The sequence below is a fragment of the Mumia flava genome (assembly GCF_002797495.1).
Lineage (GTDB): Bacteria > Actinomycetota > Actinomycetes > Propionibacteriales > Nocardioidaceae > Mumia > Mumia flava.
The window spans coordinates 2,906,247-2,926,947 of record NZ_PGEZ01000001.1; the positions used below are offsets into that span (position 1 = coordinate 2,906,247).

Consider the following 20,701-nt stretch of genomic DNA (forward strand, 5'->3'; position numbering starts at 1 on the left):
TCGTGTGCGAGACACCACACGACCATGTGTGTGACCAGACGACCCCCCCAACGTAGGGAGCACTCATGGGCGGCCGACACGCCATGTCCAAGGAGAGCGATGCTGCACGCAAGTGGCAGTACGGCATCGGTCTCCTTGTCGTTGCCTCCATCCTGGCCGGCGTCTTCGTGCTGCGCGACGACGAGGAGCCGGCGGTCGCCGACTGCGCGTCGACGACCGACGTCTCGGTAGCGGCGTCGCCGGAGATCGCCGAGGTCGTCACCTCGGCCGCCGAGCGCGCCGCGGACGAGGCGTGCACCACCTACGACGTGCAGGCGCAGGCGCCCGCCGTGGTCGCGCAGTCGATCGCGGTCGGCGACGGTGTGCCGGACATCTGGATCCCGGACTCGACGCTGTGGCTGGGCCGCGTCCAGGCGCAGCTCGTCGAGGGTGCCCAGGGTCCTCAGGTGGTCTCGGAGTCGGTCGCGGCGACCCCGGTGGTCCTGGCCGGTCAGGCGGACGCGATCGCGAGCCCGCAGACCTGGCTCCAGGCGCTGTCGTCCCCGCAGTTCGTCAGCGGCGACCCGCTCGCGTCGACCGAGGCGACGGTCCCGCTGATCGCCTCGCAGGCCGAGGCCGCGAAGGGCGTCACCGATGCCGAGCAGGTCTCGGCCGCGGTCGTGGCGCTCGCCCAGAACCAGACGGTCGACAAGGCGGTCTCCGACAACGCCGGCCTGATCAAGCAGGCAGCGGGCGGCAGCACGGTCGTCCTGACCGAGCAGGCGCTGGCGTCCAACCCGGACGCCGCGGCCCTCACCGGTGTGGTCCCGAAGACGGGCACGATGATGCTGAACTACCCGCTCGCCGTCACGGCTGACACGGCGACGGACGCCGCCTCGGCGCTGGCCGGTGCGCTCAGCTCCGCGAGCGGTGTGGGTGACCTGACGGCCGCCGGGTTCCGCACCCCGGACGGCGCTGCGCCCGACGAGGGCGGTGTCGGCGCGTTCACCCCGATCACGGTCGACGACCCGGCGGCGGTCACGAAGCTGCTCCGGTCGTGGTCCTCGATCGCGCTCCCCGGCCAGACGCTGGCCGTGATCGACGTGTCCGGCTCGATGGCCGCGCAGGCCGGAGACTCGACCCGGATGGAGCTCACGATCCAGTCGGCCCTCACGGGTCTCGCCGCGATGCCGGACTCGTGGAAGATCGGCACGTGGGCGTTCTCGGTCGGCCTCGACGGCGACAAGGACTACAAGGAGCTCGCTCCGATCCGCCGGCTCGGCTCGTCCAGCGGCGGCGTCACCCACCGCAGGGTCGAGGAGCGTGTGACCTCCGAGCTCGGCTCGCTCGTCGGCGGCGGGACCGGCCTCTACGACACCGTCCTGGCGGCCTACCGCACCGTGCAGTCGCAGTACGACCCGCGCGCCGTCAACAGCGTGATCGTGCTGACCGACGGCCGCAACGAGGACAGCAACAGCCTGTCGCTGTCGGAGCTGCTGGCGACGCTCCAGCGCGAGCGCGACCCCGCACGGCCGGTGATCGTGATCGCCCTCGGCATCACGAAGGACGCCGACGAGTCCGCTCTGAAGAAGATCGCGAACGTCACCGGCGGTCTCTCGTACATCGCCCGCGAGCCCGCCGACATCCCGGCCGTGTTCGTCGACGCGCTGCAGTCGCGAGGCTGAGCGCGTCACACCCCGCCGCGACTCGACGGCTTCTCCACCGAATCAGCAACGCGATTCGGTGGAGAAGCCGTCACATCGGGGGCGCTCAGGCGCCGCGCAGGGCCGCGATCCGGCGCTCGGCCGCGCGAGGCGTCACCGGGCTGCAGCCCCGGTCGACCGCCGCCGCGACCACAGCAGGCTCGGCGCGCATCAGCGCCCAGCCGCGGCGCAGCAGGACGCCCAGAGGCTTGCGCTTCTCCCGCAGGTCCCGCACGAGTCGCAGGACGAACGTGACCATCCTCTGGTGACGGACGCAGAACGCCTGCGCGAGCAGTCCCCGCTCGGCGAGCTCCGCGACGACGTCGGGCGCGAAGAGGCCCTCGGCGACCACGAGCGGCGCTCCGCCGAGGGCGAGCCGCTGGGACCCCGTACGCCGGCTGGCAGCGATGTCGTAGACGGGGACGTCGGAGGTCCCGCTCCGGCACAGCCGCTCCAGCGCGTCGCAGGCGGCGTCGTGGTCCCACGACGCGACGTCGTCCCAGTCCACCACCTCGACGTCCCCGAACCGTACGCGCGGCAGCCCGGGTGCGTCGTGGTCGCGGTAGAAGTCGTCGAGCCGCAGCACCGGCAGGCCGCTGCGCTCGGCGACGCGCGACTTGCCGGAGCCGGAGGGACCTGCGAGGACGACGACGCGGGCCGGCGCGCTCACACGCCGACCGGGTGCCAGACGGTCTTCGTCTCGAGGAACGTCGTCATCCGGCCGATCCCGGGCGTCGCCGTCCAGTCCGGTGCGCTCGGGCGCAGCACGCGCTTGAGGTTCACCGCCGCCTCGGCCTCGAGCTCGGCGGCCCCCTCGGCGTCGGTGATCCCGGTGAGGTCGAGGGCGTTCACGTCCAGGTGCGCGGCGAGCCACGGGGCGAGCGCGTCGGCGTCGCCGGTCAGCACGTTGACGACGCCCCCGGGGACGTCGGAGGTCGCGAGCACCTCCGCGAGCGTGATCGCCGGCAGCGGGCGCTCGTACGAGCTGACCACGACCGCGGTGTTGCCCGAGACGATGACGGGAGCGAGCACGCTCACCAGCCCGAGGAGGCTGTCGTCGGCCGGGGCGACCACCGCGACGACGCCGGTCGGCTCCGGCGAGGACAGGTTGAAGAACGGCCCCGCGACCTGGTTGGCGTTGCCCGTGACCTGGGCGAGCTTGTCGGCCCACCCGGCGTACCAGACCCAGCGGTCGATCGCGGCGTCCACCTTCTTGGCGGCCTGCGGCTTGGTCAGACCCTCGGCCGCGGCGACGTCCGAGGTGAACTGGTCGTGCCGTCCCTCGATCATCTCCGCGACGCGGTAGAGGACCTGCCCCCGGTTGTACGGGGTGCGTCCCGCCCATCCGCCGAACGCCTTGCGCGCGGCGACGACGGCGTCGCGCGCGTCCTTGCGGGAGGCCTTCGCGGCGTTCGCGAGGAAGCGGCCCTTCGCATCGGACACCTCGAAGGTGTGCCCGGACTCCGAGCGCGGGAACGCCCCACCGATGTAGAGCTTGTACGTCTTGCGCACGTCGAGCCGGCTCACGCGTCCTCGCCTCCCTCGGCGAGGTACGCAGCCAGCCCGTGCCGCCCGCCCTCGCGACCGTACCCGGATTCCTTGTAGCCGCCGAACGGCGACGCCGGGTCGAACTTGTTGAACGTGTTGGCCCACACCACGCCGGCGCGCAGCCGGTCGGCCATCGCCAGGATCCGCGAGCCCTTCTCGGTCCACACCCCGGCCGACAGTCCGTACGGCGTGTTGTTGGCCTTCGCGACCGCCTCGTCGGGCGTCCGGAACGTCAGGACCGACAGCACCGGTCCGAAGATCTCCTCGCGGGCGATCCGGTGGGCCTGGGTGACGCCGGTGAAGATCGTCGGCGCGTACCAGAAGCCGCTGCTCGGCAGGTCGCACGGAGGCGACCAGCGCTCCGCGCCCTCGGCGTCCCCGGTCCTGGCCAGCTCGGTGATCCGGTCGAGCTGCTCGCGGGAGTTGATCGCGCCGACGTCGGTGTTCTTGTCCAGCGGGTCGCCCACGCGCAAGGTCGTCATGCGGCGCTTCAGCCGGTCCATCACGTCGTCGTAGACGTTCTCCTGGACCAGCAGGCGTGAGCCGGCGCAGCAGACGTGCCCCTGGTTGAAGAAGATGCCCGAGACGATGCCCTCGACGGCCTGGTCGAGCGGGGCGTCGTCGAAGAGGATGTTCGCGGCCTTGCCGCCGAGCTCGAGGGTGAGCCGCTTGTCGGTGCCGGCGACCGAGCGGGCGATCTGACGCCCGACGTCGGTGGACCCGGTGAACGCGACCTTGTCGACCCCCGGGTGGGACACGAGGGCGCGACCGGTCTCCCCGGCGCCGGTGACGATGTTGACCACGCCCGGCGGGAGGTCGGCCTGCTGGCAGATCTCGGCGAAGAGCAGGGCGGTCAGCGGCGTCGTCTCCGCGGGCTTGAGGACGACGGTGTTGCCGGCAGCGAGGGCGGGCGCGATCTTCCAGGAGAGCATGAGCAGCGGGAAGTTCCACGGGATCACCTGGGCGGCGACGCCGAGCGGCCGTGGGCTCGTACCGAGGCCCGCGTGCTCGAGCTTGTCGGCCCATCCGGCGTAGTAGAAGAACCACTGCGAGACCAGCGGCACGTCGACGTCGCGGGACTCGCGGATCGGCTTGCCGTTGTCCAGGGACTCCAGGACGGCCAGCTCGCGCGACCGCTCCGCGAGGATCCGGGCGATCCGGTAGAGGTACTTCGCGCGCTCGTGGCCGGGCATCCGGGACCAGACCCGCTGGTAGGCCCGCCGGGCGGCGGCGACGGCCGCGTCGACGTCGGCGTCGCCTGCCTCGGCGACCTCGGCGAGCACCTCCTCGCTCGCCGGGTTGACGGTCTTGAAGGAGCGCCCGTCGGCGCCGTCGACGAACGCACCGTCGACGAACAGCCCGTACGAGGGCCGCAGGTCGACGATCGCGCGCGACTCGGGCGCGGGCGCGTACTCGAGGGCGACGGGTGGGATCGCGTGGTCGGTCATGCCTGCCTCAGTCGATCGTGACGTAGTCGGGTCCGGCGTAGCGGCCGGTGGTGAGCTTCTGACGCTGCATCAGCAGATCGTTGAGCAGGCTGGAGGCGCCGAAGCGGAACCAGGTCGGCGTCATCCAGTCCAGGCCCGCGGTCTCGTTGACCGTGACGAGGTACTTGATCGCGTCCTTGGTGGTGCGGATCCCGCCCGCCGGCTTCACGCCGATCTGGCGACCGAACGCGTCGCGGTAGTCCCGTACGGCCTCGAGCATGAGCAGCGTGACCGGGAGCGTGGCCGCGGGCGAGACCTTGCCGGTGCTCGTCTTGATGAAGTCCGCGCCTGCCGCCATCGCGAGCCAGGACGCCCTGCGGACGTTGTCGTACGTCGCGAGCTCCCCGGTCTCGAGGATGACCTTGAGGTGGGCACGGGACCCGTCGGGGCGCTCGCACGCCGCGCGAATGGCGACGATCTCGTCGTAGACCTTGCGCAGGTCGCCGGCGAGGAACGCGCCACGGTCGATCACCATGTCGATCTCGCTGGCCCCGGCCTCGACGGCCATCGTGGTGTCGTCGACCTTCACCGACATCGGGGCCCGGCCCGACGGGAACGCGGTGGCGACGCTCGCGACGCCGATCGGCGCGTCGCCGAGGACCTCGCGCGCGGTCGCGACGAGGTCCGGGTAGACGCAGACGGCCGCGACCTGGGGACAGGTCGGGTCCGACGGGTCGGGGCGCAGCGCCTTGGCGGCCAGAGAGCGGACCTTGCCCGGGGTGTCGGCACCCTCGAGCGTGGTCAGGTCGACCATCGAGATCGCCAGGTCGATCGCCGTGGCCTTGGCCTCCTTCTTGATCGAGCGGGTGGCGAGGGCCGCGGCCCGGGCTTCCAGGCCGACGGCGTCGACCCCCGGGAGGTCCGTCAGGAGCGGGGCGACGTCGGACGCCGCGGGCTCGGAGGTGGTGGTCACCCCTGCAGTCTACGAACCCCGGCGCCGGAGAACAGGTCCCGTGCGCGCCGCACCGCGAGCGCGCGGCATGCTGGGGGCATGAGTGAGCAACGTGGACCTGTGACCGTGGGGATCGACGGCTCGGCCGACAGCGCCCTGGCGGTCGCGTGGGCGACAGACCTGGCCGGTCGGGCGTCGGTGCCGCTGCGCGTCGTGGACGTGCTCGGAGCCGAGGAGGCCGAGACCGACTGGGGTCGGCAGATGGCGGAGGACCGAGTCGCCGAGGTGCGCCGGCGGTTGGACGCCGCGGGCGTGTCGTACGAGGTGGAGACCCGCACGGGCCGACCGGCCGAGCAGCTGATCGCCGCCGCGGGGGACGCGTCCGCGCTCGTCGTGGGGGCGAAGGGGCACGGGGCCGTCGAGGGCCTGCTGATCGGGTCGGTCAGCCAGCACGTGTCCCGGCACGCACCCTGCCCGGTGGTGGTGGTTCGCGAGCCGGCGGATGCCGCGGCGACGCGGGTCGTGGTCGGTGCCGACGGGTCGGACGAGAGCGTGGCGGCGCTGAGCTGGGCGTTCGCGCACGCGGAGGCGACGGGTGCCCAGCTGCGGGTCGTCTACGCGTTCCGTACGTCCGCGCAGAGTCCGGCGGTGCTCTCGGGTTACGTGCCGACGAACGTCGGTGACGAGGTCGCGATCGCCGAGCGGTTCCTCGACGACCTGGTCGCGGTGACGGCGGAGTCGTACCCGGACGTGGTCGTCACGACCGACGCGATCCCGGTGCCGTCGACGCAGGCGCTGATCGAGGCGTCGCAGAGCGCGGCGCTCGTCGTGGTCGGCTCCCGGGGCCGCGGCGCGTTCGAGGGGCTGCTCCTCGGCTCGGTGAGCCAGACCCTCCTCCAGCACGCCGCCTGTCCGGTCGCCGTCGTCCGCTGAGCTCTCGCCCCGACCGCGATTCGTCGAGTTCCGGAGGGATTTGGGGTGCCTTTTCGCGCCGGAACTCGACGAATCGGGGTCGGGGGCTGCCAGACTGACGGACCATGGAGACCGAGATCACCTCCGCGCCCGCCTACGCGGTGGCGCGATGCACCCTGTCCCCGGGCGAGACCGTCCGCGCCGAGTCGGGCGCGATGCTGGCGAAGTCGCCGAACGTCGAGATCGAGACCTCCTCCCAGGGCGGCTTCATGAAGGGTCTGCGCCGCTCCCTGGGAGGCGAGTCCTTCTACATGAACACCTTCACGGCCAAGGACGGTCCGGGGGAGATCCGGCTTGCGCCGACGCTGCCCGGCGACATCGTCGAGTGGCAGCTGACCGGCCAGACCGTGTTCCTCGCCTCGGGGGCCTATCTGGCCTCCGGCGGTGACATCGACGTCGACAGCAAGTGGGGTGGCGCGAAGGGGATGTTCAGCGGAGCCGGGCTGGTCCTGCTCAAGTGCACCGGCACCGGTCCGCTGCTGACCGCCAGCTACGGCGCGATCGAGTCCGTCGACCTCGCCGCCGGTCAGACCTACACGATCGACACCGACCACGTCGTCGGCTGGGGCTCCGACGTCACCTACGAGGTCCGCAAGGTGGGCGGCTGGAAGTCGACGATGCTGTCCGGCGAGGGTCTGGTCGTCGACGTGACGGGCCCGGGACGGGTCTACCTCCAGACCCGCAGCGCGCAGGCGTTCCTCGGCTGGCTGATCCCGAAGCTGCCGCGCGACAACAGCCGCAGCTGACGCGCGCGCACTCGTCGGGGCGGACGGCGCGGTCGGGGCGTCAGCCGAGCCCGAGCACCTCGGCCAGGTCGGCCCGGATCGCGTCGAGCCGCGCCGCGGCGGCGATCCGGGCTGCGTCCACACCGTCGTCGGTCGCCGAGACGACCTCGAGGTAGCACTTCAGCTTCGGCTCGGTCCCGGACGGCCGTACGACGACCCGCGCGTCGTCGGCGAGGACGAGCCGCAGCCCGTCGGTCGGCGGCAGGTCCGCCGACCCGACGGCGAGGTCGTCGACCCGCTGCACGTCGAGTCCGCCGAGCACCGACGGCGGTGCGTCGCGCAGCCGCTGGACGGCGTCGCGGATCTGCGCCGGGTCGTCGACCCGGATCGACAGCTGGTCGGTGCTGTCGAGCCCGTGCTCGCGCGCGATCGCGTCGAGCCGGTCGCGCAGCGTCGCGCCCTCGGCCTTGAGACCGGCAGCGAGCTCGAGCACGAGCAGCATCGCCGAGATCCCGTCCTTGTCCCGCGCGACGGCGGGCGCCACGGCGTACCCGAGCGCCTCCTCGTACCCGAACGCCAGCTCCGGCACCCGACCGATCCACTTGAACCCGGTCAGGGTCTCGGCGTACGGCCGGTCGTACGCGGCGGCGAGGCGGCCCAGCATCGACGCGGACACGATCGTGGTCGCGTACGTCCCCGGCGTGCCGCGGCGCAGCAGGTGGTCGGCGAGCAGGATGCCGACCTCGTCGCCGGACAGCTGGTGCCAGCCGGTCGCCGTCGGCACCGCGACCGCGCAGCGGTCGGCGTCGGGGTCGTTCGCGATCGCGACGTCGGCCCCGACGGCGTCGCCGAGGGCGAGCAGGAGGTCGGTCGCGCCGGGCTCCTCGGGGTTCGGGAACGACACGGTCGGGAACTCGGGGTCGGGCTCGGCCTGCTCGGCGACCTCGTGCACCGGCGCGTACCCCGCTGCCTGCACGACCCGGCGGACGGTGCGCGACCCGACGCCGTGCATCGCGGTGTACGCGACGACGAGGTCGCGCGGGGTCGTCGGGTCCGCGAGCGCCGCGACCGCGTCGGCGTACGCGGAGGTGATCTCGTCGCCGAGCACCTCGTACGCGTCGGAGCGGGGGAGCGCGTCGACGGGTCCGGCCGCGGCGATCGCGTCGGCGATGTCGGCGTCGGCGGGCGGGACGATCTGGGAGCCGTCGCCGAGGTAGACCTTGTAGCCGTTGTCGCGGGGCGGGTTGTGCGACGCGGTGACCACGACGGCGGCGTCCGCCCCGAGGTGCCGGATCGCGAAGGCGACCACCGGCGTCGGGGTCGCGCGGTCGAGCAGCAGCGCCCGGACCCCCGCGCCGGCGGCGATCTGCGCCGTGTCGCGCGCGAACGTCGCGGAGTTGTGCCGGGCGTCGTAGCCGATCACGAGGGTCGGGGTGTCGTGGCGTGCGCGCAGGTACGCGGACAGCCCCGCCGCGGCCTGCGCGACCACGACGCGGTTCATCCGGGTCGGCCCGGCGCCGAGCGGGCCGCGCAGGCCCGCGGTGCCGAACTCGAGCCGCCCCCCGAACCGCTCCGCCAAGGCGTCGTCGTCGCCGTCGTCCAGCAGCGCCTGCAGCTCGGCGCGGGTCTGCGGATCGGGGTCCTGGGCCAGCCACTGCTCGGCGGCGCGGCGCACCTGCTCGCTCACGGCCCGCTCAGATCCTCGGCATCACGCGCGCGAGGAGCTCGCCGACCTCCTCCGCGGCGTGGGCGCCGGCGGCCAGCACCTCCTCGTGGTTCAACGGCTCGCCGGTGATCCCGGCGGCGAGGTTCGTGACGAGTGAGATGCCGAGCACCTCCAGGCCGGCCTCGCGGGCCGCGATCGCCTCGAGCACGGTCGACATCCCGACCAGGTCGCCCCCCATCGTGCGGATCATCCGGATCTCCGCAGGGGTCTCGTAGTGCGGCCCGGGCAGCTGGACGTAGACGCCCTCGTCGAGGGTCGGGTCCACCTCGCGGCACAGCGCCCGCAGCCGGGAGGAGTACAGGTCGGTGAGGTCCACGAACGTCGCACCGCGCAGCGGCGAGGTCGCGGCCATGTTGATGTGGTCCGAGATCAGCACCGGCGTGCCCGGGCTCCAGGTCTCGTGGAGGCCGCCGCATCCGTTCGTCAGCACCACGGCGTGGCAGCCCGCCGCCGCAGCGGTCCGCACGCCGTGCACCACGCGGTCGACGCCGTGCCCCTCGTACAGGTGGGTCCGCCCGAGGAACACCAGCGCGCGGGTGTCGCCGATCCGCACGGAGCGGACCTTCCCGCCGTGGCCGGCGACCGCCGGGACGAGGAAGCCCGGGAGCTCCGCGGTGGCGATCTCGTGCTCGGGCTCGCCGAGCGCGTCCGCGGCGGGCATCCAGCCCGAGCCCAGCACGAGCGCGACGTCGTGGTCGCCCCCGGTCCGCTCCCGCAGCTCGGCGGCGGCCGCGCGGGCGAGGTCGTCGGGGGAGTACGCAGACAGGCCGGGGTCGATGCTCACCGCGTCACCCTAACGCAGGCGCTACTGTGACGCGGTGCCCAAGATCATCGGCGAGAACCTCGCCCAGCACCGCGCCGCGACCCGGCGCCGGCTGCTCGACGCCTTCGGTGCTCTGCTGGCCGAGCGGGGGTACGACCAGATCCGCCTCAGCGACGTCGCGGCACGCGCCGGGGTGGGCCGCACGGCCGTCTACAACCACGTCGCCGACAAGGAGGCGCTGGCCCTCGAGTTCGCGATGGACGAGACCCAGCGGTACGTCGACGCGGTCGAGCAGGCCCTGTCGCAGGCCGACGGCCCCGTCGACCAGCTGCGGACGTACGTCCGGATGCACTTCGCGCTCTCCCGCGACCTGCACACGGGGCTGGGGCCTCGGCTCGCGTCGTTCCTGTCGCCGGAGGCGCTGGGCCAGATGCGCGAGCACGTCGTCCTGGTCGAGGAGCTGCTCGCCCGCGTCCTCGCGGGCGGCCGGGACCTCGGGACGTTCGAGATCGACGACCTGCGGCTGACGACCGGACTCGTGATCGCGTGCCTCCAGGGCCGGCAGGTCCCGGACGCCGACGGCCCGGAGCGCGAAGCCGCGGTCGAGATGACCGAGCGGTTCGTGCTCCGGGCCGTCGGGGTTCAGCCCTGAGGGCGGCTGCTCGTCAGCGCTTCACCTTGATCTTCAGGGTCTTCGCCGACTTCTGGTGCGTGCCGTTGCCCAGGTAGACGACCGTGACCTTGTAGGTGCCCTTCTTCCGCAGACGCGGCAGCGTGACCTTGGCCGAGCCCGAGCGGACCTTGCGCGTGAACGACTTCTTCACGCCCTTGCCGCGGACGGCGACCTTGACCTTGCCGGCGGCCTTCGGGGTGCCGGCGACCGTCACCTTCAGCTTGCCCTTGGCCTTGCGCTTCGGCTTCTTCGCGACCTTGACCTTGGTCTTCGTCGGCGCCTTGAAGACGCTGAGGACACGGGTGCCGGACGTCGCGTCGGCGACCAGCGCGTTCGTCGAGTCGAAGGACGCCTTCAGCTGGTGGCGGCCCACGCCGAGGCGCGACGGGAGACGGAACGTCGCCTTGCCGTTCTTCGCGACGGCCTTCGTGCCGAGACGGCGCTTGCCGTCGTACAGGGCGACCTTGCCGGTGACGTCACCGGGCGAGGTCACCACGACGTTGGCGTTGACCGTACGACCGAACGGCTTGCGGGCGGGCGCCGTCACCTTGACCTTCGCAGTGTGCTGCTCGAAGGTGACCGGGCTGTAGGTCTCGTAGGAGGCGACGGTCATCCCGTGCGCACCGATCGTGTAGACGCCGTACTCGCCGGCGTCGGAGATCGCGTCGGCCGCCGCCTTGCTGATCTCGAGCGTGGTGCTCCACCCGCCGGTCGCGGAGATCTGCGCCTTCTGGATCCACGCGGCGTCGGCGAACGCGTCGGCGGCGAGCGTCACGCCCGCCGACGGCTTCCACGGGTGCGGGAGCCGGCCGTACGCGGCGTAGAGGCCGACGTTGCCCGCGGCGGGGTCGAAGCCGGTCCCGGTGACCGTGATCTCCTGCGAGCCGTCGACCGAGAACGTGCTCTCGCTCAGCGTCACGGTCGGCTCGACGAAGGCGATGGGGGTGTAGGTCTCGTACAGCGGCTGGCTCGCGCCCCCGCCGGCGTAGGTGTACACGCCGTAGTTGCCGCTGTCGGCGACCGCGTCGATCGCCGCCTTGTCGACGGTGAAGGTCGTGCTGAACGAGCCGTCGGCGCCGAGCTCGATCGCGCCGGCGGCGGCGCCGCCGATCGTGGCCATGTCGTCGGCCATCACGGCCCACCGGGTGGTGTCGAAGCGGCCGCGCGAGCCGCCCTCCGAGGGCTTCCACACGTCGGCGAACCGCCCCAGCACCACGTACGTGCCCGAGGGCTTGCCGGCCAGCGGGGGACGGGTCCCCGTGGCCAGCGCCGGATCGAAGCCGGTCCCGGTCACGGTGACCTCGGCGGTGCCGTTCGGGAAGAACTCCGTGCGGCTCAGGGTGACGGCCGGTGACGCCTCCTCTGCGGTCACGGCGGCAGAGGGACCGCTTGCGGGGGTGGCGGAGGCTGGGGCGGCGACGGCCAGCAGACCCGCCGCGAGCGACGTGGCGGCGACGCCGGCCACGGCGCGCGACAGGCGCCGGGTGAGGGTCGAGGACATGGGTGGTGCTCCTTACTTCATCAGGTGGACGACCGCGTCAGTCCGGTCGCACGTTGGGGTGGGTCGGTCGGTCGTGGGGCGGCTGGGGTTCACGGGCTCGGGCGCCGGGTGAGCAGCCGGGAGCCGATGGTCACGGCGACAGCACCGACTGCCATGGCGGCCCCGGCCCACCAGGGCCACGAGGCCGGCGGTGCAGCGGGCGTCGTCGCGGCGACCGGTTGGATCCCTTCCGTGGTGCCGACCGGGACCGCGGCGCCGACGACCGTGTCGGAGGCGGTGCCGGTCGACAGCGGCGCGGGAGCCGCCGCGCCGACCGCGGGCGCCGGTGCGGGGGAGGCTGCTCCCGTCGGAGCCGCGGTCGTCGCGGGCGAGGAGGTGGTGCCCCCGGCGGAGCCGTCCGCGGGGTCGTCGTCGTCGGCAGGCACCTTCGCGGGGGTCGAGGCCTCGTAGCTCACGGTGACCGGCAGCGGGGCCTTGAAGCGGTCGGTCGACGACCCGGTGCTGTAGAAGAACGCCGCGGTCCCGATCTTCTCGACGAACCGCAGGAACGAGGACGGGAACGCGCCCCATCCGTCGGCGGAGCGGTTCTGCGCGATCGAGCCGCTCGGCGCGGAGTAGCGCACCCCTGCGTACGACGGGCGGGCGGAGAAGCCGCGGCTGCGCTCCAGCGAGACCCGACCGAGGTTCGCGAGGCGGACCGATCGCGGCGCGACCGGTTCCCAGACGCTGGTGTCGTCCCGGTCGGAGGCGTACCCGCTCAACGTCGCGTCGATCCGGCCGACGCCGTCGCGGACCTTCAGGACCGGGTCGGAGACCGAGAAGAAGGACATCCCGGAGTAGAGCAGGACCGTGAACGTTCCCGTCCAGCGCACGGTGGCCTTTCTGCGCTTCACGTCCACGGTGCCGCTGCCGCCGTCGAGGACGACCTGGTGGTCGGAGAAGACACCGCTGCTCGCCGACGTCAGGGCACCGCCGTCGGGGGCAGTGCTCAGGCCCTTCCAGGTCGCGAGGCGGTACGTGCCGGCAGACGTCGCCTTCTCGATCCGGACGTCGCCGTCGTGGGCCGACCAGTCCCGCTCGTGGATCGTCTCGCCGCCACGACCGGGGTCGGGCACCGAGCCGGCGGAGAAGAAGTTGTACGTGCCCGGGGCGTGCGCGGCGTTGTTGGTCTCGTTCGAGACACCCCATCGGAGCTGGGCGTCGTCGACGGTGAAGGTGCCGCTGGCGGTGCCACCCCCGCCCGTGCCGCTGCCGGGGGACGTGGGCGTGGTCGGTGTCGGGCCGGTCGGCTCCGGCGCCGTCGGTGTCGGGTCGGTCGGCTCCGGCTCCTCGGGGTCGACCACGACGTCCCCGGCGAGGGTCCAGGCGAGCTCGATCGGCAGGGGCGCCTTGTACGCGTCGACGGACGAGCCCGTGCTGTACCAGTACTCCGCGGAACCGGCGACGGTCTGGAAGTCGAGGAACGACTGCGGCCAGGCACCCCAGCCGCTCTGCGACCGGTTCTGCGGCGTGCTGACCCCCGTCGCGGCGACCCCGGCGTAGTCCGGTGTGACGACGGTGCCGTCGTCGCCGACCGAGACGCCCGACAGCGTCGCCATGGTCACCGTGCGAGGGCTGACCGGGTTCCAGGCGTTCGGGTCGCTCTGCGACGAGCCGTAGCCGGACAGCGTCGCGGTCAACGTCCCCGTGCCGTTGGAGCGGACGGAGAGGACGGGGTCGCTGACCACGAAGAACGTCATCCCGGAGTAGGCCACGGCGCTGAACGTCCCGTCCCAGGTGACCTCCGCGCGGCCACTGGTCGGGTCGACCCAGCCGGAGGCGTCGTCGAGGACGACCTGGTGGTCGGAGAACACGCCGTTGGTCGCCGGGCGGGTCGAGACGCCGTTCGCGTCGGTGGTGAGCCCGGCCCAGGTCGCGAGGCCGTACGACCCGTCGGCCCGCCGCTTCTCGATCCGGACGCCCGGGGCGCTCGCCGACCAGTCCGACCGCGGCACCTCCTGGCCCGGGCCGCCCGGGTCGGGCACCTCTCCCGCGGAGAGGAAGTTGTAGGTCCCCGGTGCGAACGCGGCGTTGTTCGCCTCGTTCGACAGCCCCCAGCGCAGCGTGGCCGAGGTGACCTCGCGCGCGGTCGTCGCCGACTCCTCGCCCCAGGCGACCGCCCACGGGACGGTCAGGGCGACGAGCGCGGCGCAGACGGCGACGACGATCCTGCGCATCAGTGGGCTCCTGCCTGGAGTCGGGGGCGACGGGACCGGCGGACCCGGAGGACGGCGACGACCAGGGCGCCGAGCAGCAGCGCCGCCCCGGCGGCGAGGAACAGCCAGGAGGCGGTCGTGGGACCCGTGTCGGCTGCGGCGGTCTCGGTGACCTCGGTCTCGACCGTGGCCGGGGCGACCGCGAAGGCGATCTCGGGCGCCGCGCCGCTCGCCGCGCCGGTCAGCCGCAGCACGTGCGTCCCGGGCTCGATCCCGGCGGGCAGCTGCAGCACGCCGGCGATCTCGCCCGATGCGCCCGCGCCGAGCGGGCCGACCGCGGCGACGCCGTCGTCGAGCACGGCGACGACCTGCTCGCCGGGGGTGAAGCCGGAGCCGGTGAACGCGAGCACCCGGCCCACGGCTGCGGTCGACCGGTCGACGGCGACCTTCGGCTTGCCGGCCGGCTTCGGGGCTACGGTCGCGGCCTCGGTCGGTACGGCCGTCGCGGCGGCGGACCCGCCGTCGGTCTCGGAGCCCGCGGAGGCCGACCCGCCGCTCGCGGTGCCGCTGAACGTGACCGGGGTGAACGTCTCGTTGTTGGCGTTGGTGATCCCGTGCGCACCGATGGTGATGACACCGCACGTGACCTGCGTGCAGTCCACCTCGACGCTGCTGCCCGATGCGTCGACGGAGGTGAATCGTGGTCCGGGGACGCTCACGGTGACGCTCCAGCCACCCGATCCGCTCATCACGTCGTTCGCCGACGAGGCGGTCTCGGCGCCCGGGAACGCGACGAAGCGCTGGTGGCCGGCGTTCGACGCGTCGCGGGAGTCCGGCACGTAGCGGTAGTCCGTCCCGGACGAGCCCCCGCGCGAGGGCGCCCAGGAGCCGCCGGTCGGGTCCGAGACCCAGCCGAATGCGACGTAGATCCCGCCGGCGCCGCCCTTGACCGCCTGGAACCCGCGGCCGCTGACCGCGAGCGTCGTCGGGCCTGAGGCGCTGGCGGTGGAGCCGCCGTCGGTGTTCGTGACGGTCACACGGGCCGCGCCCTGCGCCGACCCGGCGAGGACGACCGGACTCAGGCCGGCGAGCACGAGGACGGCAGCAGTGAGCAGGCGGGCCGGGGTACGGGTGCGGTTCATCGCGGCACCTCCAGGCGGTGCGGACGGAGCGGGGTGACCAGCAGGTCGCCGGTCCGGGGATGCACGAAGACGTCGACCGGGTAGCCGTAGACGTCCTCGATCAGGTCGGCTCGCAGCACGTCGGCGGGCGGCCCGTCGGCGCGGACCCGTCCGTCGGCGAGAACACAGACGCGGTCGGCGTACGCGGCGGCGAGCGAGAGGTCGTGCAGCACGGCGACGACCGCGTGCCCCGTGTCGGCCAGCCGCCGGGCCTCGGAGAGCAGGGCCTCCTGGTGGGCGATGTCGAGCGCGGCGGTCGGTTCGTCGAGCAGCACGATGGGCGTCTCCTGCGCGATCGTCCGGGCGAACGACGTCCGCGCCTTCTCGCCCCCGGACAGCGTCGGGAAGCGGCGGCGAGCCAGGTGCTCGACGTCGGTACGGCGCATCGCGTCGGCGACGACCGCCTCGTCCGCGTCCTCCTCGTCGCGGCCGTACCACGGGGCACGCCCCATCGCGACCACCTCGACGACGGTGAAGGGGAAGGACAGCCGGTGCTCCTGGAGCAGGACGCTGCGCCGTCGCGAGAGCTCGCCCGACCTGCGCAGCGTGATCGGCTCGCCGTCGAGGAGGACGCGGCCCGCGGTCAGGTCCACGTCGCCGGCCAGCACGCCGAGCAGCGTCGACTTGCCGGCGCCGTTCGGGCCGACGAGCGCGAGCATCTCGCCCGCCCGTACGTCCAGGTCGACCTCGTCGACGACGGTCACGCCGTCGTACGAGACCTGCGCCCCGAGCACCTGCAGCGGGGGCCGGTGCGCCGACGCGCTCATGCCCACCCTCCCGACGTCGCGCGGGTCCGGCGGAGCAGCACGAAGAAGACGGGGCCGCCGATCAGGGACGTGAGCATGCCGATCGGCAGCTCGGCGAACGGGACGGCCGTGCGGGCGACCAGGTCGGCCGCCACGAGCAGGACCGCGCCGCCCAGGGCGCTCGCGGGGAGCAGCAGCCGGTGGCCGGGCCCGACGACCATCCGCACGAGGTGCGGGACGACCAGGCCGACGAAGGCGATGATCCCGCAGAACGCCACCGCGGCGGCGGTCAGCAGGGCGACCAGGGTGATGGAGACGATCCGCAGTCGCTCGACGTCGACGCCGAGGTGGCGGGCGGCGCGGTCGCCGAGGGCGAGCAGGTCGAGCTTGCGGCTGAGCAGCATCGCGACGCCGATCCCGACGACCGCGAACGGCAGGACGACGGCGACGTAGTCCCAGCGGGTGCCGTTGAGGCTGCCGAGCTGCCAGAACACGATCTCCTCGCGGGCCTGCGTGTCGGCGAGGAACATCAGCAGGGCGAGCAGCGCCCCGGCGACGGCGTTCACGGCGATCCCGGTGAGCACCAGGGTGACGACCTCCGTACGACCGCCGGCACGCGACAGTGCGTACACGAGCAGGGTGGTGACGAGGCCTCCGACGAAGGCGAGGGCGGGCACGGTCCAGGTGCCGAGCGCCGCCAGCCCGAAGACCATCGCGGTGGCGGCGGCGACGGCGGCGCCGGCGGAGACGCCGACGACACTGGGCTCGGCGAGCGGGTTGCCGAAGACGCCCTGCATCAGGGCGCCGGCCGTGGCGAGCGACGCACCGACGATCACGGCCATCACGACGCGCGGGAAGCGGATGTTCCACAGCGCCGCGTCGCCCTCGGGGTGGGCCGGCATCGGCCCGGCGTCGATGCCGATGCGGTGCAGCACCGAGCCGACGACCTCGCTCGGGCTGATCGCGAGCTGACCTGTGCCCGCCGAGACGACGACCAGCGTGACGAGCGCGACGGAGAGGCCGCCGAAGAGCAGGACCGTGCCGCTGATGCGCGCCGTCGGTGTCGCGGCCGGGGCGCTCGTCGTCACGACAGCGCCTCCGGGGCGTACAGCGCGACCGCCAGGGCGTTGATCACGTCGGCGCTGCGGGGGCCGAAGGACAGGATCTGGCTGTCCGGGAGGGTGATGAAGCGGCGGTGCTGTCCGGCCGGGGTCTGCGCGAGCGCCGGGTAGCGGTCCAGCAGCCCGTCGACGCCGCCGGCCGAGTCCAGGCCCTTGCTCATCATCAGGATCGCGTCCGGCTGGGCGGCGAGGAGTCCCTCGTCGTTCAGGGGCTTCATCCCGTCCCAGCCGATCTCCCGGGCGACGTCGTACCCGCCGGCGGCGTCGATCAGCGCGTCCGCGCCGGACCCTTCGCCGAACATGTAGTAGACGCCGGACTGGCCCCGGACGTAGAGGAACACGGTCCGCAGCTGCTCCTGGACGGCAGCGGGGGTCGTGGCCTCGACCTGGGCCTCGACGTCGTCGATCGCAGCCTGGGTCCGCTTCGCGAGGGCGTCGCCGGCGTCCGGGACGCCGAGCGCTCCGGCGACCTGCCCGATCAGCTCGCTGACGTTGTCCAGGCTGCGTCCGCTCTCGACGACGACCACGGCCACGCCCGAGTCGCGCATCTGCTCGATCACGTCCCACGGGCCGAGCGACGTGTCGGTGAGGATCAGGTCGGGCTCGAGGTCGAGGATCGCCTCGCCGTTCAGCTCGTGACCGTTCTGGGTGACGAGCGGCAGGTCCACGGCCTGCTCGAACGTCGTCGAGACGTCCCGGCCGACGAGCAGGTCGCCGAGTCCGAGCTCGTAGACCGTCTGCGAGAGCGTGCCGTACTGGTCGAGCGCGAGCACCCGTCGGGCGGCGTCGACCTCGACCTTCGTCCCCTGCGCATCGGTGACGGTGGTCGGCAGGTCCTGCACGGGGTCCTCGGTGACCGGCTCGGGGATCGCGTCCCCGAGATCCAGCTGGAGCTCCCCCTCGTACGCCTTCGCGTCGTCGGCGGGCGTCGCCTCCGCGAGGGCCGGGATGTCCGTGATCGTGCCGGACGCCTCCGCCTGCGGGCCCGGGGTGGCACAGCCGGCGAGGATCGCCACGAGGAGGGCGGGGAGCGCGACCGGGGTCCAGGTCCGGGAGAGCGAGGGGGGACGCCGCAGCACGGCTGCTCCGTTCTTCGCGATCCGAGGGCCCGAGAGGCGATCGCGATAGGCAAGGCTTCAATAACTGAGTGGAGGCTAACACAGGGTAGCCTTGCCTATGAACAGGGTGTCCGAATATTGTGACGTGATGTCAGAAGCATCCTGACGCTGTGTCATCATGACATGACACGACGTCAGAACGCCACTACCGGCCTCGGAGGTACCCCCATGACCACGACCGTCGCCCCCCTCTCTCTGTCCACGGCGATGCGCGAGGGCTCGGCAGCCGAGCACAAGTCCGCCGAGTCGTCGACCTTCATGGCGGACCTGCTCGCCGGCCGCTCCGACGTCGCCGCCTACGGGCGCTTCCTCCGCCAGCTCGCGCCGGTCTACGACGCGCTCGAGACCGTCGGGCGGTCGCTCGCGTCCGACCGCGTGGTCGCCGCGGTGCACGACCCCGCGCTGGACCGCCTCCCGTCGATCGAGTCCGACCTGAGGGCGATCGTCGGCGACGACTGGGCCGAGCGCGTCGGGATCGGTCCGGCCGCCCGGGCGTACGCCGACCGCGTCCTCGCCACGGCGGGCGACCCGGTGCCGTACCTCGCGCACCACTACACGCGCTACCTCGGCGACCTCTCGGGCGGGCAGGCGATCGGGCGGATCCTGCAGCGCGAGTACGGCGTCGGCGCGGACGGCACGTCGTTCTACGCCTTCGACGCCGTGCCGAAGCCGAAGCCGTACAAGGACGCCTACCGCGCGCGTCTCGACGGGCTGGGGCTGAGCGACGGCGAGACCGCTCGGGTGGTCGACGAGGTGCGGGCCGCCTTCGCCTGCAACGAAGCGCTGTTCGCGGAGATGTCACGCTGACCCCTCCCGCCTCTCCCGACCGCGATTCGTCGAGTTCCGGTCGGATCTGTGGCGTCGGTTCGCGCCGGAAGTCGGCAGATCGTGGACGCGGCGCCCGAGCAGGTGACGTACGGGAGTGTGCGCGACAATGGACGGCGTGAATCGCGTCGTCATCGTCGGTGGAGGTCCAGGTGGGTACGAGGCAGCGCTGGTCGCTGCGCAGCTCGGGGCGGAGGTCACGGTCGTCGAGCGCGACGGCCTCGGCGGCTCCACCGTCCTGACCGACTGCGTCCCCTCGAAGACGCTGATCGCCACCTCCGACCTGATGACCGAGGTCTCGGCCGCGTCCGAGCTCGGGATCCGCGGCGTCGGGGACGAGACGGTCGACCTGCATCAGGTCAACGACCGGGTGAAGCGGCTCGCGCTCGCGCAGTCCGACGACATCCGCCGCCGCCTGGAGCGGGAGAACGTCCAGATGATCTCCGGGACCGGGCGGCTGGACGGCCCGGAGACCGTGCTGGTCACGCGCGACGACGGCGGCACGGAGGAGCTTCGCAGCCCGGTCGTGCTGCTCGCGACCGGCGCACACCCGCGGATCGTGCCGAGCGCGGTGCCGGACGGCGAGCGGATCCTGACCTGGGAGCAGGTCTACGACCTCGACGAGCTGCCGGAGCACCTGATCGTCGTCGGGTCGGGCGTCACCGGTGCGGAGTTCGCCGGCGCGTACAAGGCGCTGGGCTGCGAGGTGACCCTGGTCTCGAGCCGGGACCGCGTGCTCCCCGGCGAGGACCCCGACGCGGCCGTGGTGCTCGAGGAGGTCTTCACCCGGCGCGGCATGAACGTCCTGTCGCGCTCGCGGATGGCTTCGGTCGCGCGCAAGGGCGACACCGTGCTCGTCACGCTCACCGACGGCCGTACGGTCGAGGGCTCGCACTGCCTGCTCGCGCTCGGCTCGATCCCGAACAGCGACGGGCTCGGGCTCGACTCGGCCGGGGTGGAGACCGACGACGGCGGGTTCGTGTCGGTCGACCGGGTCTCGCGGACGAGCGCCCGCGGGGTGTACGCGGCCGGCGACGTCACCGGCGTCCTGATGCTCGCGTCCGTCGCGGCGATGCAGGGGCGGATCGCGATGGCGCACGCGCTCGGCGACGCCGTCCAGCCGCTGCGGTTGTGGCAGGTCGTGAGCAACGTCTTCACCGCGCCGGAGATCGCGACCGTCGGGGTCAGCCAGAAGATGGTCGACGCCGGGGAGGTCGACGCCGAGGTCCTGACCCTGCGGCTCTCGGGGAACCCCCGCGCGAAGATGGAGGGCGTCCGCGACGGATTCGTCAAGCTGTTCTGCCGACCCGGGGGTGGTGCGGTCATCGGCGGCGTGGTGGTCGCGCCCCGCGCCAGCGAGCTGATCCACGCGGTCTCGCTCGCCGTCTCCTGCGGACTCTCCACCGACCAGCTCGCGAACACCTTCACCGTCTATCCGTCGATGAGCGGATCGACCGCCGAGGCCGCACGCCGCCTCCACCAGCGCCGCTGACGCGTCCCGACCGCGATTTGTCGAGTTGCGGCGCGATCCCACCGCCGGATTGAC

General features: G+C 73.0%; 18 protein-coding genes. 6 read left to right on the top strand and 12 right to left on the bottom strand.

From position 1 onward, the window contains the following. Positions 1–83 precede the first annotated feature (83 nt). Positions 84–1,664: a VWA domain-containing protein gene (locus CLV56_RS13515; RefSeq protein WP_039352711.1), complete on the top strand. Its 1,581-nt coding sequence runs from the start codon at positions 84–86 to the stop codon at positions 1,662–1,664. A gap of 85 nt (positions 1,665–1,749) precedes the next feature. Here the strand turns inward: CLV56_RS13515 and CLV56_RS13520 are convergent, their stop codons facing one another. Genes CLV56_RS13520 through deoC form a run of 4 tightly spaced genes read right to left on the bottom strand, consistent with a single transcriptional unit; the run spans position 1,750 to position 5,630 of the window. Continuing rightward, positions 1,750–2,352 (bottom strand): nucleoside/nucleotide kinase family protein, encoded by a 603-nt coding sequence (locus CLV56_RS13520; protein ID WP_039352659.1) that lies wholly within the window; start codon positions 2,350–2,352, stop codon positions 1,750–1,752. After that, a complete protein-coding gene (locus CLV56_RS13525) occupies positions 2,349–3,209 on the bottom strand; it encodes an aldehyde dehydrogenase family protein (protein WP_039352662.1) in 861 nt (286 codons plus the stop codon). Before CLV56_RS13525 ends, CLV56_RS13520 begins: the two co-directional genes overlap by 4 nt. Then, on the bottom strand, positions 3,206–4,678 hold the full coding sequence (locus tag CLV56_RS13530) for an aldehyde dehydrogenase family protein (RefSeq protein WP_039352666.1): 1,473 nt from the start codon (positions 4,676–4,678) through the stop codon (positions 3,206–3,208). The genes CLV56_RS13525 and CLV56_RS13530 overlap by 4 nt, the downstream gene beginning before the upstream one ends. 7 nt (positions 4,679–4,685) lie before the next feature. Beyond that, positions 4,686–5,630, bottom strand: a complete 945-nt coding sequence (deoC, locus tag CLV56_RS13535) for a deoxyribose-phosphate aldolase (protein ID WP_039352668.1) — start codon at positions 5,628–5,630, stop codon at positions 4,686–4,688. Between the two features lie 78 nt (positions 5,631–5,708). Between deoC and CLV56_RS13540 the strand changes: the two genes are divergently transcribed. Together CLV56_RS13540 and CLV56_RS13545 are read left to right on the top strand one after the other, a co-directional pair. Next, positions 5,709–6,542, top strand: coding sequence for a universal stress protein (locus tag CLV56_RS13540; RefSeq protein WP_039352671.1), 834 nt, complete (start codon positions 5,709–5,711; stop codon positions 6,540–6,542). A gap of 104 nt (positions 6,543–6,646) precedes the next feature. Continuing rightward, entirely contained in the window at positions 6,647–7,327 is a 681-nt protein-coding gene (locus tag CLV56_RS13545) for a TIGR00266 family protein (RefSeq protein WP_039352674.1), read from the top strand. 40 nt (positions 7,328–7,367) lie between these two features. Here the strand turns inward: CLV56_RS13545 and CLV56_RS13550 are convergent, their stop codons facing one another. Then, on the bottom strand, positions 7,368–8,993 hold the full coding sequence (locus tag CLV56_RS13550; RefSeq protein ID WP_039352676.1) for a phospho-sugar mutase: 1,626 nt from the start codon (positions 8,991–8,993) through the stop codon (positions 7,368–7,370). Between the two features lie 7 nt (positions 8,994–9,000). Beyond that, positions 9,001–9,810, bottom strand: a complete 810-nt coding sequence (locus CLV56_RS13555; protein WP_483869449.1) for a purine-nucleoside phosphorylase — start codon at positions 9,808–9,810, stop codon at positions 9,001–9,003. Between the two features lie 40 nt (positions 9,811–9,850). On the opposite strand from CLV56_RS13555, the gene CLV56_RS13560 reads away from it, so the two are divergent. After that, entirely contained in the window at positions 9,851–10,447 is a 597-nt protein-coding gene (locus CLV56_RS13560) for a TetR/AcrR family transcriptional regulator (protein WP_039352678.1), read from the top strand. A gap of 13 nt (positions 10,448–10,460) precedes the next feature. Here the strand turns inward: CLV56_RS13560 and CLV56_RS13565 are convergent, their stop codons facing one another. From CLV56_RS13565 to CLV56_RS13590, 6 genes are all read right to left on the bottom strand, one after another. Further along, complete coding sequence (locus CLV56_RS13565; RefSeq protein ID WP_100414960.1) at positions 10,461–11,969, bottom strand: Ig-like domain repeat protein; 1,509 nt, start codon at positions 11,967–11,969, stop codon at positions 10,461–10,463. A gap of 89 nt (positions 11,970–12,058) precedes the next feature. Next, positions 12,059–14,185, bottom strand: coding sequence for a hypothetical protein (locus tag CLV56_RS13570; RefSeq protein WP_039352680.1), 2,127 nt, complete (start codon positions 14,183–14,185; stop codon positions 12,059–12,061). Next, positions 14,185–15,306 carry a hypothetical protein gene (locus tag CLV56_RS13575; RefSeq protein WP_039352682.1) on the bottom strand — a complete coding sequence of 374 codons (1,122 nt, stop codon included), beginning with the start codon at positions 15,304–15,306 and terminating at the stop codon, positions 14,185–14,187. Before CLV56_RS13575 ends, CLV56_RS13570 begins: the two co-directional genes overlap by 1 nt. Next, positions 15,303–16,112: a heme ABC transporter ATP-binding protein gene (locus tag CLV56_RS13580; RefSeq protein ID WP_039352683.1), complete on the bottom strand. Its 810-nt coding sequence runs from the start codon at positions 16,110–16,112 to the stop codon at positions 15,303–15,305. The genes CLV56_RS13575 and CLV56_RS13580 overlap by 4 nt, the downstream gene beginning before the upstream one ends. Beyond that, complete coding sequence (locus CLV56_RS13585) at positions 16,109–17,179, bottom strand: FecCD family ABC transporter permease (RefSeq protein ID WP_039352685.1); 1,071 nt, start codon at positions 17,177–17,179, stop codon at positions 16,109–16,111. Before CLV56_RS13585 ends, CLV56_RS13580 begins: the two co-directional genes overlap by 4 nt. Then, positions 17,176–18,291, bottom strand: coding sequence for a heme/hemin ABC transporter substrate-binding protein (locus CLV56_RS13590; protein ID WP_245857823.1), 1,116 nt, complete (start codon positions 18,289–18,291; stop codon positions 17,176–17,178). Before CLV56_RS13590 ends, CLV56_RS13585 begins: the two co-directional genes overlap by 4 nt. Positions 18,292–18,498: 207 nt before the next feature. Between CLV56_RS13590 and CLV56_RS13595 the strand changes: the two genes are divergently transcribed. Together CLV56_RS13595 and CLV56_RS13600 are read left to right on the top strand one after the other, a co-directional pair. Next, the gene (locus CLV56_RS13595; protein WP_039352690.1) at positions 18,499–19,137 is read left to right on the top strand and encodes a biliverdin-producing heme oxygenase; all 639 of its coding nucleotides are present in this window, start codon (positions 18,499–18,501) and stop codon (positions 19,135–19,137) included. Positions 19,138–19,273: 136 nt separating this feature from the next. Further along, complete coding sequence (locus tag CLV56_RS13600; RefSeq protein WP_245857825.1) at positions 19,274–20,647, top strand: NAD(P)H-quinone dehydrogenase; 1,374 nt, start codon at positions 19,274–19,276, stop codon at positions 20,645–20,647. The last annotated feature ends 54 nt before the right edge of the window (positions 20,648–20,701 follow it).